The organism is Spirosoma arboris, assembly GCF_009754945.1.
GTDB lineage: Bacteria > Bacteroidota > Bacteroidia > Cytophagales > Spirosomataceae > Spirosoma > Spirosoma arboris.
Window position 1 is genome coordinate 48,094 of sequence record NZ_WPIN01000006.1, and the last position, 15,590, is coordinate 63,683.

The 15,590-nt window shown below is 45.2% G+C and carries 15 protein-coding genes; 5 read left to right on the forward strand and 10 right to left on the reverse strand.

The annotated features are described in order from the left end of the window. The gene (locus tag GO755_RS17245; protein ID WP_157586436.1) at nt 1-1,113 is read right to left on the reverse strand and encodes an HlyD family secretion protein; all 1,113 of its coding nucleotides are present in this window, start codon (nt 1,111-1,113) and stop codon (nt 1-3) included. Between the two features lie 174 nt (nt 1,114-1,287). Between GO755_RS17245 and GO755_RS17250 the strand changes: the two genes are divergently transcribed. Further along, nucleotides 1,288-1,773, forward strand: coding sequence for a MarR family winged helix-turn-helix transcriptional regulator (locus tag GO755_RS17250; RefSeq protein WP_157586437.1), 486 nt, complete (start codon nt 1,288-1,290; stop codon nt 1,771-1,773). An 87-nt stretch (nt 1,774-1,860) separates the two neighbouring features. Here GO755_RS17250 and GO755_RS17255 read toward each other — a convergent pair whose 3' ends face one another. Both GO755_RS17255 and GO755_RS17260 read right to left on the reverse strand, forming a co-directional pair. Beyond that, nucleotides 1,861-2,508 carry a DedA family protein gene (locus tag GO755_RS17255; protein WP_157586438.1) on the reverse strand — a complete coding sequence of 216 codons (648 nt, stop codon included), beginning with the start codon at nt 2,506-2,508 and terminating at the stop codon, nt 1,861-1,863. A gap of 86 nt (nt 2,509-2,594) precedes the next feature. After that, nucleotides 2,595-4,490, reverse strand: coding sequence for an ABC-F family ATP-binding cassette domain-containing protein (locus GO755_RS17260; RefSeq protein WP_157586439.1), 1,896 nt, complete (start codon nt 4,488-4,490; stop codon nt 2,595-2,597). A 118-nt stretch (nt 4,491-4,608) separates the two neighbouring features. Between GO755_RS17260 and GO755_RS17265 the strand changes: the two genes are divergently transcribed. Further along, a complete protein-coding gene (locus tag GO755_RS17265; protein WP_157586440.1) occupies nt 4,609-5,622 on the forward strand; it encodes a formylglycine-generating enzyme family protein in 1,014 nt (337 codons plus the stop codon). 76 nt (nt 5,623-5,698) lie between these two features. After that, nucleotides 5,699-6,175 (forward strand): 2-amino-4-hydroxy-6-hydroxymethyldihydropteridine diphosphokinase, encoded by a 477-nt coding sequence (gene folK, locus GO755_RS17270; RefSeq protein ID WP_157586441.1) that lies wholly within the window; start codon nt 5,699-5,701, stop codon nt 6,173-6,175. A 12-nt stretch (nt 6,176-6,187) separates the two neighbouring features. Here the strand turns inward: folK and GO755_RS17275 are convergent, their stop codons facing one another. Then, a complete protein-coding gene (locus tag GO755_RS17275) occupies nt 6,188-6,544 on the reverse strand; it encodes a helix-turn-helix domain-containing protein (RefSeq protein WP_317165896.1) in 357 nt (118 codons plus the stop codon). Beyond that, nucleotides 6,541-6,852 carry a type II toxin-antitoxin system HigB family toxin gene (locus GO755_RS17280; protein WP_157586442.1) on the reverse strand — a complete coding sequence of 104 codons (312 nt, stop codon included), beginning with the start codon at nt 6,850-6,852 and terminating at the stop codon, nt 6,541-6,543. Before GO755_RS17280 ends, GO755_RS17275 begins: the two co-directional genes overlap by 4 nt. 263 nt (nt 6,853-7,115) lie before the next feature. On the opposite strand from GO755_RS17280, the gene GO755_RS17285 reads away from it, so the two are divergent. Then, complete coding sequence (locus tag GO755_RS17285) at nt 7,116-8,333, forward strand: pyridoxal phosphate-dependent aminotransferase (RefSeq protein ID WP_157586443.1); 1,218 nt, start codon at nt 7,116-7,118, stop codon at nt 8,331-8,333. Nucleotides 8,334-8,910: 577 nt separating this feature from the next. After that, entirely contained in the window at nt 8,911-9,096 is a 186-nt protein-coding gene (locus tag GO755_RS17290; protein ID WP_111347560.1) for a hypothetical protein, read from the forward strand. A 133-nt stretch (nt 9,097-9,229) separates the two neighbouring features. On the opposite strand, the gene GO755_RS17295 is transcribed toward GO755_RS17290, so the two are convergent. The 5 genes from GO755_RS17295 to GO755_RS17315 all read right to left on the reverse strand — a co-directional run bounded on the left by GO755_RS17295 (nt 9,230) and on the right by GO755_RS17315 (nt 15,275). Continuing rightward, complete coding sequence (locus tag GO755_RS17295) at nt 9,230-9,976, reverse strand: RluA family pseudouridine synthase (protein ID WP_157586444.1); 747 nt, start codon at nt 9,974-9,976, stop codon at nt 9,230-9,232. Between the two features lie 122 nt (nt 9,977-10,098). Continuing rightward, on the reverse strand, nt 10,099-10,917 hold the full coding sequence (gene panB / locus GO755_RS17300; protein WP_157586445.1) for a 3-methyl-2-oxobutanoate hydroxymethyltransferase: 819 nt from the start codon (nt 10,915-10,917) through the stop codon (nt 10,099-10,101). 116 nt (nt 10,918-11,033) lie between these two features. Then, nucleotides 11,034-12,485, reverse strand: a complete 1,452-nt coding sequence (locus GO755_RS17305) for a murein hydrolase activator EnvC family protein (RefSeq protein WP_157586446.1) — start codon at nt 12,483-12,485, stop codon at nt 11,034-11,036. A gap of 32 nt (nt 12,486-12,517) precedes the next feature. Further along, nucleotides 12,518-13,390 (reverse strand): DUF4292 domain-containing protein, encoded by an 873-nt coding sequence (locus GO755_RS17310; protein WP_157586447.1) that lies wholly within the window; start codon nt 13,388-13,390, stop codon nt 12,518-12,520. A 103-nt stretch (nt 13,391-13,493) separates the two neighbouring features. After that, on the reverse strand, nt 13,494-15,275 hold the full coding sequence (locus tag GO755_RS17315) for a tetratricopeptide repeat protein (RefSeq protein ID WP_157586448.1): 1,782 nt from the start codon (nt 15,273-15,275) through the stop codon (nt 13,494-13,496). Nucleotides 15,276-15,590: the final 315 nt, after the last annotated feature.

Here is a 15,590-nt window from a genome sequence, read left to right on the forward strand (position 1 = left end):
CTACTGTGTTACCCGTACCTCAGCATCTACGCTAAGGCCCGCCCGCAGTTGATTTTTGTATTTCTCTGGATTCAGGATTTCGATTTTCACCGGTACCCGTTGCGTGATTTTTACGAAGTTTCCCGACGCGTTATCGGCAGGTAGAAGCGCAAACCGTGCTCCGGTAGCATCTGACAATGACGATACACGACCTTTAATGTCGAGGTCAGGATAAGCGTCTAACTTGATGTCAACAGGCTGACCTAGCTGCATTTTCTCCAATTGGGTTTCTTTGAAATTGGCAACGACCCAGAAGGTTGAATCGGCAACGATCGTGAATAGATTCTGGCCAGGTTGTACGTATTGGCCAACGACTACGTTTTTGCGACCAATTTTGCCGGCAATCGGAGCGGCCAATCGTGCGTAGCCTACTTTCAGTTTTGCGTTGTCGATGGCCGCCTGTTTCACTTTCAGAACCGCCTGAATTTTCTGGATATTGGCCTGTGCTTTAGCGATACCAGCCTGTGCTACGCTTTCTGACGTTTTAGCAAGGTTAATCTGCTCTACATTTGCATTGTACTGACCAGCCTGCACTTCCACATTATTCTGCGAGTCTTCCAGCTGCTTTTTTGTCAGCGATTGCTCTTTGTACAAATTCTGGTCACGTTGCAAATCCTGTTGGGCTTTGTTGCGCCGAATAGCCTGCACTGCTGCGTTCGACTGAGCAACACGGGCATTCTGCGTTACATTACGGGCAGTCGCCTGGGCATTTTGTAGATCGGCGCGGGCATTTTGTAAATCGGCCAGGGATTGCTGATAATCGGCTTCAGCTTGTGCCAGCGCGACATCGTATTCCTGAGGGTCAATCGTTACCAGCGGCTGGCCCTGTTTCACATTCGCGTAATCATCGACATTAACCGATGTTACATAACCTGCTACCCGAGCCAGTACCGGCGCTGAGTTGCCTTCAATTTGAGCGTTGTCCGTCGTTTCGTATTGCTGACTGTGGCGGAAGGCCTGATAGCCAAAATAACCTCCTACGATTACTACGAGGCCTATAATAATGCGGGGTAAATACGTACTGAGTCCGCTTTTTTCTTCTGTAGTTGCCATTTCTTGTGTTGTGGTTGCCATTGTATATATCTGGTTTTAGGCAAGTCCTATTGATAAAGAACCTATTATGCAGTCAAAAATGTTTGACTAAATGTGGGACAAAAGTAAACCAGGTTGACTATAAAGTCAAGTAGGTTGACTATATTTGTACAATCTTTTGTTCTGAATTGTTTCAGCGTTTTTTATTTTGCAGACATGTTCGTGGAAACAGACAAAAATTCCTTTGATTTCGACCAATTTCGGGCTATCCGGGAACGATCTATAGGTCGTTTATTTTGGCGGCTCAAACGATATACGAGTAACTTGATAGAACCCAAGCTTCATGCCCTTGGCTATACTGATTTCAAAATGAGTTATCTGATGTTTCTCTCGAACATTGAAGAGGGGGGAACAACAAATAATGAATTAGCAAAGCGGGCTTGCGTCACCAAACAGATGATGAGTAAGATTGTTGGCTTGCTGGAGAGCGAAGGCTATATCTATATCCAAAAAAATCCAGCTGATTCCCGTTCCAACATCATTTTTCTGAATGACCGGGGAAAGGAGCTATTCGTGAGTCTTAAAGGATGCATGCAGGAAGCTCGTGATAAATTTGACGCCATCGTTGGTCACGACCGAATGGAACAGGTCCTTGACACAATGTTTGAATTAGCCAATAAATTGGAAAACGAAGAACAATAAGAGGGATGTATTAAGTATGATGTAGGGTATATGATCTAGTTAGTGCGAATCATATATCCTATTGAGGGTATTAAGACGTCTTGATGCTTATTCGCTCACCTTCTCGGGCTCTTTCTCCTTGCGAGCGTTCAGATAACCCTTAATAACCGTAAAGGTGGTGATGGCCAGGAAGAATACGATGATGTATTGAACATAGTCAACAATCCAGGGGAACTTCTCCCCAAAATAGAACCCTCCACCCACTAAGGTTAACACCCAAATACCTCCACCAATTACATTGTAAAGCATAAAAAAGCCGACTGGCATATGAATAAGGCCAGCCAGCAACGGAGCAAACGTACGGACAATGGGCAAAAAGCGGGAAATAATCAGGGCGCTGTTGCCATAGCGCAGAAAAGCATCACGTGTATTATCGATGTATTTCTGTTTGAAAAACAATGAATCGGGCCGGTTTTTGATTCGCGCTCCAAAATAATAACCCGTTAGGTAGCCCGTTGCTGAACCCAATACAGCTGCCCCAAAGATGCAGGTTAGTAATAGCCAGAGGGGTACGTTCAGCAATTTTGTGCCAGCAAATACGCCCGATAAAAACAGCAGATAATCGCCTGGCAGGAAGAAGCCGAAGAAGATGCCGTTTTCAACGAAAATGATGAGCGTAATCAACACCAGCCCGCCCGTCCGAATGATTTCTTCGGAATTAAGCAGGTACTGGAAAAAGTCGATGATCTGGTTCATGAGTAAAGAGTGAAAGGGTGAAAGAGCGAAAGAGTGAAAACCGCGTGTGTACTTATCGCTCTTTCACCCTTTCACTCTTTCGCTCTTTAAATAAATTCCGCCAGCTCAAGCCAGCGGTCTGATTTTTCGGCGATACTATGCTCAATTTGCTCAATTTCACGCGACCAGGCTATTAACTGTTCATGAGGGCCACCTCCGTTAAGAAGATCCACAACGTCGACTTTTCGTTGTTCCAGCGATTCGATTTCTTTTTCCAGCGTTTCGTACTCACGGATTTCTTTGAACGAAAGCTTTTTCTTGGTGCCATTTACCGTAGTTGTTGCCGAAGAAACTACAGGCGCCGGTGTTTGGTTCTTAATAACCCCTGATGTGGGTTTATCAATTTGTGAAGCCAATTTTTTGGGTTGTGAATCCCGCCATTCTCGATAGTCGGTGTAGTTTCCTGGATAATCACGGACTTTTCCTTCACCTTCCATCACAAAAACGTGCTCAACCAGCCGATCCATGAAGTACCGATCGTGCGTTACAATGAGTACACAGCCCGAAAAATTGAGCAAAAAATCCTCCAGTACATTTAGTGTCGTGATGTCGAGGTCATTGGTGGGCTCATCCAGAATCAGGAAGTTTGGATTCTGTACCAGAACCAGCAACAATTGTAATCGTCGTTTTTCGCCCCCGCTCAGTTTCGCCACAAAATCATACTGTTTGGAACGGTCGAATAGAAACCGGCTGAGTAATTGCGTAGCCGTAACCGTGTCGCCATTGGCTAATTTCATAACTTCAGCCACGTCTTGAACGACGTCGATTACGCGCTGATTTTCGGGTAAATCGAGTTCCGTTTGTGTGTAATAGCCAAACTTGACCGTGCCGCCTGTTGTAATCTTGCCCGAATCGGGGCGAAGCTGACCAGTCAGCATATTCATCAGTGTGGTTTTCCCCATGCCGTTTTTGCCAATCAGTCCCACACGATCGGGCCGTTTGAAGGTATAGTTGAAATGGTCGAGCAGGATTTTGTCGCCAAACCGCTTACTGAGATTTTCAACTTCCAGAATTTTGCTCCCTAATCGGGCCATACGCAGATTCAGCTCCAATTCACCATCGTTGCGTTTGCCACTTGTTTTCTCTTTTAGGTCTTCAAACGCATCGATCCGGTACTGCGCTTTTGTGCCCCGCGCTTTGGGCTGCCGACGCATCCACTCCAGTTCACGCCGGAAGGTGTTGCGATCTTTCGACAATTCGGATGCAGCCGCTAATTCGCGTTCCTCTTTTTTCTCTAAAAAGTAAGCATAATTGCCTTTGTAGGTGTAGAGTTGCCCATTGTCCATTTCGGCAATCTGGTTGCAAACCCGATCCAGAAAGTATCGATCGTGGGAGACCATTAACAACGTGCCATTATTCGTATTCAGGAAATTTTCGAGATATTCAATCGCTTCAAGGTCGAGGTGGTTGGTTGGCTCATCCAGAATAAGCAGGTCTGGATTTTGGATCAGAACTCGTGCCAAAGCAACCCGTTTGCGTTGCCCACCCGACAGCGATCCCGCCAATTGCTCTACATCCTGAATACCCAATTCACCCAGAATCTGGCGAATCTGAGATTCATAGTCCCAGGCTTCCAGCTTTTCCATGTCGATCATAGCTTTCTCGAGAGCTGCATGATCGTCAGTAGCCAGAGCGTGTTCATAAGCCCGTACCGCGTCGAGCTGCGCACTTTCGCCAGCTAACACAACATCCATAACGGTCAGCGCGTCGTTCAGATCGGGTTGTTGGTCAAGGTATCCAATGGTGATATCTTTTCGGTGACTGACAATTCCAGAATCGGGCGGCATGGCTCCCGCCAGAATCGATAAAAGTGTAGTTTTTCCTGAGCCATTGGCTCCAACGATAGCGACTTTATCACCTCGATTGACACCAAACGTAAGGTTTTTAAACAGAGTACGGTCGCCGTAGGACTTCGTTAAATTTTCGGCTGATAGATAGTTCATAAGTCGGAGAAACCTACTGGCTTTTGAAAAGCACATAGGTTTGAGGGTACAAAGGTACAACAAAGAAAATCGTTCGTACTTTTACCACTCATTGCTGTTTCTATATTCCTACTTAACAATGCGCCTGAAATACCTCCTATCAACCTTCGTATTAACGACTGGAGCACTCATCAGTACGAATGCCCAGACGTCTTCGCCCGGTAAATCATATACCCAAACTATCCCAGGGAGCAATCAAACCTATGCAATGGTGGCTATTCCGGGTGGTAAATTTTTGATGGGCAGCTTACCTGATGAAAAAGGTCATAAATCCGATGAAAGTCCTAAGCACGGTGTAACGATCGAGCCGTTTTTTATGGGCAAGTATGAAATAACGTGGGACCTCTACGACCTGTTTGCCTTCACAAATATGGAGAAAGAGATGGCTGCCAAATACACCGAAACAGATGCGAACCTTGCCAAAACAGATGCCACTACACGACCTAGTCCGCCTTATGTAGACATGTCGTTTGGAATGGGTCGGGCAGGCTATCCGGCCATTAACATGACGCAATATGCCGCGATCAAATTCTGCGCATGGCTCTACGCTAAAACGGGGGTATTTTATCGCTTACCCACCGAAGCTGAATGGGAATATGCCTGCCGGGGAAATGACAAGAATGCCACGTTAGCTTATTCATTCGGGAATGATGTGAAGCAACTAGGCGACTATGCTGTGTTTACAGGTAATAGTGGTGGCGGGTATAAAAAAGTGGGAACCAAAAAGCCAAACTCATTTGGGTTGTATGATATGCATGGCAATGTAATGGAGTGGACTCAGGACCAGTACATTGAGGATTATTATAAGCAGGTTGCTAGTGGAAAAGTTAAGGAACCCTATGCACCAACGACGACACTTTATCCCAACGCCGTACGAGGTGGTTCCTGGGACGATGAGCCAGATGTGCTACGTTCAGCTGCCCGGACACCCTCTGCGCCATCCTGGAAAGTACTCGACCCACAAAGCCCTAAATCAGATTGGTGGTTGACTTCCGCTTCGTTCGTTGGTTTTCGTATAGTGCGGCCAGCCAAAGCACCCAGCGAAGAAGAGATTAAGGCATACTATGGTATTAAGCCAATTAAAGACTATTGATCAATGTATGATATATGATGTAGGGTGTATGAATGACTACCATATGTCGTATATTCTACATCATATATCCTACATCATGACTATTCTTCTTCTCGGTGCGAATCTTGGTGATCGTAGATCAACTCTTCAACGGGCTGTTGATTTGATTGCAGAACATGTTGGGGCTATAGTGAAGCAGTCGAGTTTGTACGAAACGGCGCCTTGGGGCGTGACTAACCAGCCGGCCTATCTGAATCAGGTGCTAACTGTTGAGACGAATTTAGCCCCAGAAGCACTCCTGGTTCAGACGCAGGCAATTGAGCAGGAATTGGGTCGCGTTCGACTCGAAAAATGGGGTGCCCGCGTAATTGACATTGATATTTTGTATTACGATCAACTCATTTGGCAAACAAATACGCTGACTATTCCACATCCTTATCTGCATGAGCGACGCTTTACGCTTGTGCCGCTGGCTGAGATTGCACCAGATTTTGTACATCCGATTTTACAGAAAACAACGCTGGAGTTATTAGAAGAATGTGGAGATGAAAGTGAAGTATTGCCTTTAAGGTGATCATAAGTATGGTTAACTCAATAGCACTCCTGCTGGTATACCTAGCTCCTTATGGAAGAATTTAACCATTTCGAGTGTTAATGGTTTTCGCCGATTCAATACGGCAGAGACGTAACTCTTGCTACCTACTTTACCTACAAAATCTTTGTTTTTATAACCTAACTCTTCCATCTTTAATCGAATTGCCTCAATGGGATCAGGGGCAGGAATAGGATAATGCTCGTCTTCATAAGCTTTGATAAGAAGTAAGGCTACTTGTAGTAGTTCACCATCTGGGCTTTCAGGTGGTGTTTTTTTGTCGAATTGTTCATCAATCCAGTTCATCAGTACCTCGTACTCTTCGTCTGTTTTTATCGTTTTTAAGATCACGATTTCTGATATTGTACAGTTGTAACATCAATTTTGTCGTATTCGGCATGAGTACCGAACCACTTGATTTGAATGGTTTTGTAGTCAAAAACCAGACGTACTATTAATCGGTACTTATTGCCCATGATATTAAAAACGATTCGGTCATCTCCAACAATGCTGGCTGAACCATAAACTGCTTTTAGCTCATTAAAATTAGAGAAACTGTGTTCCTTACATTCTGCGTACCATTGCTTCAATGCATTAGCTGCTGATGGATACAGTTTGCAATAGGCAAGTAGAGTGCGTCTTGCGATAATATTGAACATATTATTAAACTAGAGTCCATCAGCAGCCCCTTTGCATCTGGTGCGTTTTCTAGTCAGATGAACAGGGTATTTAGCTAGAAAGTTTACTTATAGTGAACAAAGTTTAAGCTTGATCTAGGAATAGTATAAGCTAATACAACTGGCGTTCAACTTAGTGAAGGGTAATATGCGATTTTTAATTCTCCAAAAACTTAACCCCTCCACTGAAAATATAGTACCTTTGCAGTCAGTTTGTTATCATTTTCTCAAAAACATTACCGATTATGTCTGCCACGCTTGACACCGTGAGTTTGTTAGCCGATCGCATCAACGCGCTGGAGGAATCGTCCACGCTGGCGATGACCAAAAAAGCCCGCGAATTGGCCGCACTGGGCCACAAAGTAATTAGCCTGAGCGTTGGAGAGCCGGATTTTAAAACGCCCCAACACATCTGCGAAGCTGCCAAAAAAGCCATTGATGACGGTTTTCATGGCTATTCACCCGTTGCGGGCTATCCCGATCTCCGCAAAGCCATTGCTGATAAATTCAAGCGCGACAATAATATTGATTGGAAACCCGAAAATATCGTTGTCTCGACCGGTGCCAAGCACTCGCTTGCTAATGTCATTCAGGTGCTGATTAACCCTGGTGACGAGGTGGTCATTTTCTCGCCTTATTGGGTTAGTTACTCCGAAATGGTGAAACTGGCAGAGGGTAAGGCAGTTGTTATTGATGGAGCGTTCGATAATAACTTCAAAGTCACACCGGAGCAATTTGAGGCAGCCATTACAGATCGGACCAAGATTGTGATGTATGCGTCGCCAAATAACCCGACTGGCTCTATTTATTCTGAAGCCGAACTCCGGGCCATTGCCGATGTAGTAGCTCGTTATGAAAATATTCATGTTCTGGCCGACGAAATTTATGAATACATCAACTTCACACCCGAAGGTCATTTCAGTATGGGCTCGATCCCTGAAGTTGCCGAACGGGTAATCACCGTGAACGGTGTAGCCAAAGGTTATGCTATGACCGGCTGGCGTATTGGCTATATTGGCGCGGCTAAATGGATTGCCGAAGGTGTTGAGAAGTTGCAGGGACAGGTTACTTCGGGTACGAATTCGATTGCTCAGAAAGCAACTGTTGCTGCTTTGAATGGCCCGATGGAGCCCTCAATAGAAATGGCTAAGGCTTATCATCGTCGACGCGATTTAGTTGTGAAACTATTGAAAGAAGTACCGCATTTTCGGACTAATGTACCAGAGGGAGCGTTTTACGCTTTCCCTGACATCAGTTACTACTATGGCAAATCGGATGGTACGACTCGTATCGAGAATTCCGATGATTTTGCTTCATGGTTACTAAACACGGCTTACGTAGCAACCGTGGCAGGCTCGGGTTTTGGGGCACCTAACTGCCTGCGTATTTCAACGGCAGCCTCAGATGAGTCACTAGTTGAAGCCGTGCAACGCATTAAAGATGCTGTGGCGACTCTACAATAAATAATTAATTGCCAGACACCAAACGTCGTCAGTATGCTGTTTTCAGTGGTACTGACGACGTTTGGCGTTTAGGTATTGTCCCGTTCACATGGTAGCTCAGGAGTTGGTTGATTATTATTTAGTACTATAATCGTTTAGTAAGGCGAATTTCTTCATTAATACCATTGGCAATCAGGTAATCTATTGAAAGATGACTCTATTTAGTATTATTTTGAGCTTTATACTTATTGAAAAATGTATACTAAACGGTCTATTAATAACTCGTTAAAGGAGCATTTTTAAAAAATATTAAATAAACTAGAAGTCTTAATTGTAAAATGATTAACTTGGTTGGGCCTGACTAATTTTTGGCATTATAATTGATAAGGATTGAGTAGGTTAGGCAAGTGACAACAGATTAACCAGTAGGGAAATATAAAGTCGATAGTTCACGGCAAACTTTTAGAGGATGTCCTTGTTTTTGTATTAAGGCAAGGTTAATTTTGAATAAGAATAGAATAACGTACTGAGCATTGATTCGTAAGTTGTCGAATTGGCTAAACCGTAACCTTAATCTTAAAATTACTTCTTGAAACCGATGAGAAATTTTCGCTTGTACATGATTTTTCAATGGGTTTTTTTCCTGCCCATTATTCTGCCGCTGTGTATAATCTTCGGAGCTTTGCGTGGGATTGTGCAGATGGTTGAGCGCGTTATGGAACAAATTATTTCGGATATAGCCCCATCAGAGCAAGCATCGGCAACGACATTGACTGAGCCTTGACTTATTTTCTAGTACATATAGTTACGAACAGACTTGTTTAATCAAGTCAGCTCGCAAACGCTTTAAAGGCCGCATTTTCTGATCTTCAGAAAATGCGGCCTTTAGCTTTTAGATAACCTTACGTTGTGCTCTTTTATTCAAAAATGAAGTCCATATTTTTGTCCTTATAATTCTCGTCGTCCAGATCCAGAAATTCTTCCCAAAAAGGATCGTTAGGCAAACCTGCCTTACAGATGATTGGTCGGTCTGGTGCTCCAGCTTGCTTTACTGGATGGATGAAGTAAAGACGACGAGCGTGCAGGTAAATCTTCTTATCAGATACCGCCCGGTCATAACCATATTTGACATCACCCCGAATGGGGCAACCCATATGGGCTAACTGTGATCGGATTTGGTGAGGACGGCCTGTAATAGGATTGACCTCTAACAGATAATGCTCATTAATTTTACCTAGAATCCGATACGATAATTCTGCTTTCTGCGAATTCGGAACCTCATAATCGTAGACCGTAACCTGATTCTTCTGCTCGTCCTTAATCAGCCAGTTGACTAGCTTGTCTGCATCTTTAGGTGGTTTATGCCGGACGACAGCCCAGTAAGTTTTTTGTACTTGACGCTTCCGGAAAATTTCGTTCATGCGCTCCAGCGCTTTCGAGGTGCGGGCAAATACGACTAAGCCACTCACAGGTCGATCGAGTCGATGAACCAAGCCCAAAAAAACCTCACCCGGTTTGTTGTACTTTTCTTTGACGTAATCTTTCAAAACATCCAGCAAGGTGGTATCGCCCGTGCGGTCCCCTTGCACCAGAATACCCGGATCTTTATTGACAATTAACAGGTGGTTGTCCTCGTAAACCACCTGATATGGTTTCTTTTTCATATTTAACGTAGTAATGCGCGGTTCCCCACCGGGATAGTCCGATGAAAACCGCTTTTAATAAAAAATATGCCCACCCGCACAGGCGACCCCGTGCAACGGTGGGCGGTTCATAATACGCTAACTCAATATGCTTCTTTCTCGTTCGGAAAGTCGTTGGTTTTCACATCATCCACGTAATGAGCAATGGCCTCTTTCATAACAGTATGCAGTTCGGCATACCGACGCAGGAAGCGTGGTTTAAACTCATTGTTGATACCTAATAAGTCGTGGAAAACCAGAATTTGCCCGTCAGCATCGGGGCCCGCGCCAATACCAATTGTGGGTATATTCAGGCTTGCCGACACTTTTTTGGTGAGGGATGCCGGGATTTTTTCGAGTACAATCCCAAAGCAGCCAATGTCTTCGAGCATATGCGCATCAGCCATTAATTTTTCAGCTTCAGCTTCTTCTCTAGCCCGAACGGCATAGGTGCCAAATTTGTAAATAGATTGGGGAGTTAGGCCAAGATGGCCCATTACAGGGACGCCCGCACTCAGAATTCGGACGATGGATTCCTTGATTTCCAGCCCACCTTCCATTTTTACAGCGTGCGCTCCCGACTCTTTCATGATTCGAATGGCCGATTGCAAAGCTACCGATGAATTACCCTGGTAGGAACCAAACGGCAAATCAACTACAACCAGTGCCCGCTTAACCCCTCGTACTACTGAGCTGGCATGATAAATCATCTGGTCGAGGGTGATAGGCAGCGTGGTTTCATGACCTGCCATAACGTTCGAGGCTGAGTCACCTACCAGAATTAGCTCAACGCCCGCGGCATCGACTACCCGCGCCATCGAATAATCGTAGGCTGTTAGAGCCGAAATTTTTTCGCCTTTATTTTTGAGCTCCTGGATGGTATGCGTAGTAACGCGCTTGATGTCGGGATTATGAACAGACATAGTGATTTACGATGTACAATTTGTGAACGGTCCGCCGTAGCGGTTACGATTTCGCACCTTGCAAAGGTAAAGGCCCAGGAATCTAAAATCGTAACTCGTACATCGTAATTCGTAAATCATCTTGGCGTAAGCCACGACTCAGGGTTGAGTTTGGTGAATTCTTTCCAGATTTGGAACTGGATTTCGGAAACCCCATTTTTATCTGTCGCGACCGTTCCAATAGACTCACGGGCTTTCACGTGTTGGCCTACGCGAACCGATACGCTCTTTAGCTTGGCATAAAGTGTAAAATAGTCACCGTGCTGAATCGCAACAACATTGTTCATGCCTGGAATATTGGTGACATCCTGGACAACACCGTCATAAACAGATCGGACCCCTTCGCCCGCATTTGTTTGAATGTCAATCCCTTGATTTTCAACGAATATGCCTTTCAGTACTGGGTGAGGTTTTCGCCCAAAGTGATCAGAAATGAATCCTTTTGTGACAGGCCAGGGCAGATGTGCCCGTGAAGCTGTAAACGACGACGCCAGCGCTGTTTCTTCATCGTTGAGGTTATTATCCCGACGTTCATCAGGCTTTTTGGCAGCAGGTTCAGGTTCGACGGGTCGTTCTACTTTAGCAACATCAGCTGGTGCGGGCTTTTCACCTGCTTTCTCTGCGGCTGCTATAGCGTCTTCAGCACGTTTGCGTTCGGCAGCTTTACGAGCAGCTTCAAGACGGGCAAGACGGTCGCGTTCAGCTCGTTCGCGGGCTTCACGTTCTGCACGCTCTTTCGCTTCCCGGGCAATGATACGCGTAATCATTGACTCGAGCCGGTTGATGGCCCGGCGACTTTCGGCCAATTCTGCCTGGAGTTCAGCTTCTTTCTTACTCAACTCTTTTACTACCCCATTTTTCTCGACTTTCAGGGTTTCAAGCTTTTGAGTCTCATTTACTTTCGCGCCAATCGTATTCTTTTGTTCAAGCCGTTTATGCTGCGTCGCTTTTTGTTTACCCTGTAGCATGACCTGAACGTTATTCATTTGCCGCACCTGACTCTGGCGGGCGTCGGAATACTGGCGTAGGTATCGATACCGGGCAACGAGTTGGTTGAAGTTATCAGACGCAAATAAAAACCCCAACGGATTGACCTGCTGACGTCGTTTATCGGCTGCATAAATCATAGAGCCGTATTCGGCTTTAAGCTTGTTCAAATCCTGTGTGAGCGCCGTGCTGGCCTGGCGTAGTTCGGCAATTTCAGCTTCGGTTAATCGAAGATCTTTATTAAGCAGGCCAATCTGTTTCGACTGGGTTTGAATCTGTTGATCAAGTGCTTTGAGTTGGCCTAAACTAGCTTGCTTCTCCGATGCAGTTTGCTTAAGAATCGTCCGGATCTGGTTCATCTTTTCCAGATTCTGCTTCTTTTCCTTCTCTAAAACCTGCCGATTTCGTTGGGTTTGCGGCACCTGATTCTGCGGCTGAATCTGTGCTTGCACTGGCTCAATGAACCACACAAAACTGAGCGCTATCAGACTGATTGCTGACCAGTAAACAATTCGGAAAGTAAATAAACTAGTGGGGTGCATGGATTTTGAAAATACTACCCGAGTACCTATGGTTATGGTCGACGCTGATAATTTGCTGGAATATTGAATGGGAATTCCGGACTTTTTTCGACCAGTTCAACTTTATTATATTTGATACGCAGCAAGGTTTGATAAAACTGACCATCAGTCTTCGATTGGTAATCGAGCGTTACGAGACTTGTATAAGGAAACAGGAAATTATTGAGCGAAGTAAAATCGTCATAATCCAGCCGCAGGGTATTTTTTGTGGGCTGTTCTGTTACCATCAATTTTTTTAATTTCCGATCCTGTTCGCCAATGTAATTTTCAACCAGCACTTTGCCTTCGCTTTGCCGTAACAGAAGATAGTCGCGCTCATTTTTGATTTTTTGTGCTGGGCGCTTAGGCAAGGGTAAATTTCCAACGATTAAGGCCTGTAGCAACTGGAAGTTCATCTGAAAATTGAACTGTTTGCTCAATGTTGGAAAATCATAAACGCTATATTCCCGGTGAATTTTGTCAATGATTGTGATTGAATCATGGGTAATCAGGCCACGAACCGCTTCGATCCCCAGTTTAGAAACGGAGAGCCAGATCAGACTATCTTTTCGTACCCGAATGTTGACATTAGCGTTGTCAATATCTTGAGAAGGACTTTTGAACGAAATTTTTGATTTGGCCGTGAGGTAACGAAAATCAATTTCGGCAACGTTAGCACGGGCTTCCTCAATGCCTGGTCGAGCAGGCCGGACGATCGTTACTGTATCAGTGGGCACACTTGGCTTAGGGCGTATTGCAATCGTTGAGTCAGACGTAGGCGCTGGAACGACAGTTGGGCCTGCTGAATGCGACATGTGATGACGTCGACAACCTTCCGAACCCAGAAATGTGAGCAGCAATCCTATAACGCACAGATATTTATTCATTTGGGAGATTTTCAATTTTCGGCTTTCAGGCTATAGTTTCGATCATAAGTATGTGTAGAAACCCATTTACTGAAAGCCGAAAATCATATACCATAAAACCGGTTTACAACTTTCCAGAGGCTATCTTTTTGTCTAGATCAGGTCCCGCACCACCTTTCGCTTTGGCTTGTTTCCATTGTTCAAGCGCTTTATCGGATTGGCCAAGCTGATAAAGCACATCGCCATAATGCTCAATGATGGTAGCGCTTACGTTGGCTGGATCGGCGAGGGCTTTCTCCAGATATTGCTTTGCCTTGGTATAGTCTTTCGAGACGTATAACACCCAGGCATACGTATCCAGATAGGTGGCATTGGTCGGGTTCCGCTCAACGAGTTTCTGCGATAGTTGTAACGCACGAGGCAGGTTCTCTTTCCGCAGCGACAGAAAATAGCTATAGTTATTAAGAACGTGATCGTTTATAGGATCTACTTTCAGAACAGCTTCGTATGATTCATCCGATTTTGCGTGGTCTCCGAGACCATTGTAGGCATCTCCTAACTGAGCATCGATTTGTTTTTTAAGATCACTATTTGAGGTTGCAGCCAGGAGTTTACGACTCTCTTCAAGCGCATCGACGGCTTGTTGGTATTTTCGCTTAAACAGATTGGCCGAGCCATTGGAATACCAGAATAACCCTTGCGTAGGAAACACTTCAAGGGCTTTTTCGGAATGCGCCAGCAAACTATCTACCTGATTCAATTCGCCATCCAATTGCAACAAAGCTCCCCACACTTCATAAACAGAGCCATCGAGCCGAGCGGCTTTGGCATAGGCATCGCGAGCCTCTGCTTTTTTGCCCTGCTGCATCAGCAAATCGGCCAACATAATCTGCGTCTTTGGGTCGTTAGGGGAGGTTTTGGCTAAGTTCTGCGCCATACCCAATGCATCCTGACGAGCGGTTGAATTTTCGCCAGTCATACCCACATAACTCGACAAAATCCGTGCTTTCAGCCCCGCTTCAAGATTTGGGTTGGCTAGCACCTGATTCAATTCTTTCGTTACTCGATCCATGTCGCCCTTCTTGCGATAGATATCGGCTAGCAATACGTGGGCCTGGGGGAGATCGGAGCTCAGCTTAAGGGCGCGGTCAATCCAGCTAATGGCCTGATCAGACCGATCGTTTGCAATTAGTAATTCGGCTCCTTCGAGTAGATAATCAGGTTCTGACGGCTCCGAAGCCACTAATTTTTCGGCTTCTTCAACCGCCTTGTCAACTTTGTTCTGCTTTAAATAAATCCGCTGTTTCTGCCGAATGATTTCCTCATTCAAACCCAATTCACGCTCTACTTTATTATATGTATCAAGAGCTTTGTCAGGCTTATCGTTGAACAAATAGATCGCAGCAAGCTCGACACCGTACTCCGCATTTTCCGCGCTTTTTTTCAGGAGTTTTTCGTAGAGGTCCTCCGCTTCTGTATAGCGTTTTTGCTTGACGTACAGTTCTGCCAATAGGAGGGAGTAAAACTTGTTTTGATTATCTAAGGCATACGCTTTCGTTGCGTACGGGATTGCTTCGGCAATTTTTCCGGTCTTTAGCAATGCATTGGCGGTAGAATACTGAGCAGCCGCATTATTCGGATCTTTCTGAAGGACTTTGCTGAACTGGGCAATAGCCTTTGTAGGCTCGTCGGTCATCAGGTAACGAATACCTTCCGTAAACTGGGTTTCGGCTTCTATGCGGGTAGTGGTTGTCGACGCAGCCTTGGCCAGCGTAGTGTCGGGGCCTGCTTTTTCGCGTCGACGCTGCGCTGAGGCTGGGGCCAGTGTGGCCCAAATAACCAACAGGAGACTAGCAATCCATCCAATCAGGAGCCGGTTAGAGGAAAATTTGTATAACGTTTTCATGCTGGTCTGCGAATAGACGAACTTACTTACCAAAACGCGCTCTACTCCGTTCTATTGCGGCTTTAGTTTAAGTAAGCTCCTTAGACAAAGGTAGTTCAAAATGACGGAATGATTTGCATAGGGTGTGGAGCATAGGCGAGGCTGTAAGAAAGGGCTTTTCTGATGCGCTGCTCCTTGCTCTATATTTCCTGCAAATACTTTGCCTTAATCCGACAACACGGCTAAATAGGGTAGAAGGATGTCTTGGGCGATCGAGAACTTTTCGAGGGTGCAGGAGTTATCAATCAGATAGTAGTACTGCTATAAACTCAAATT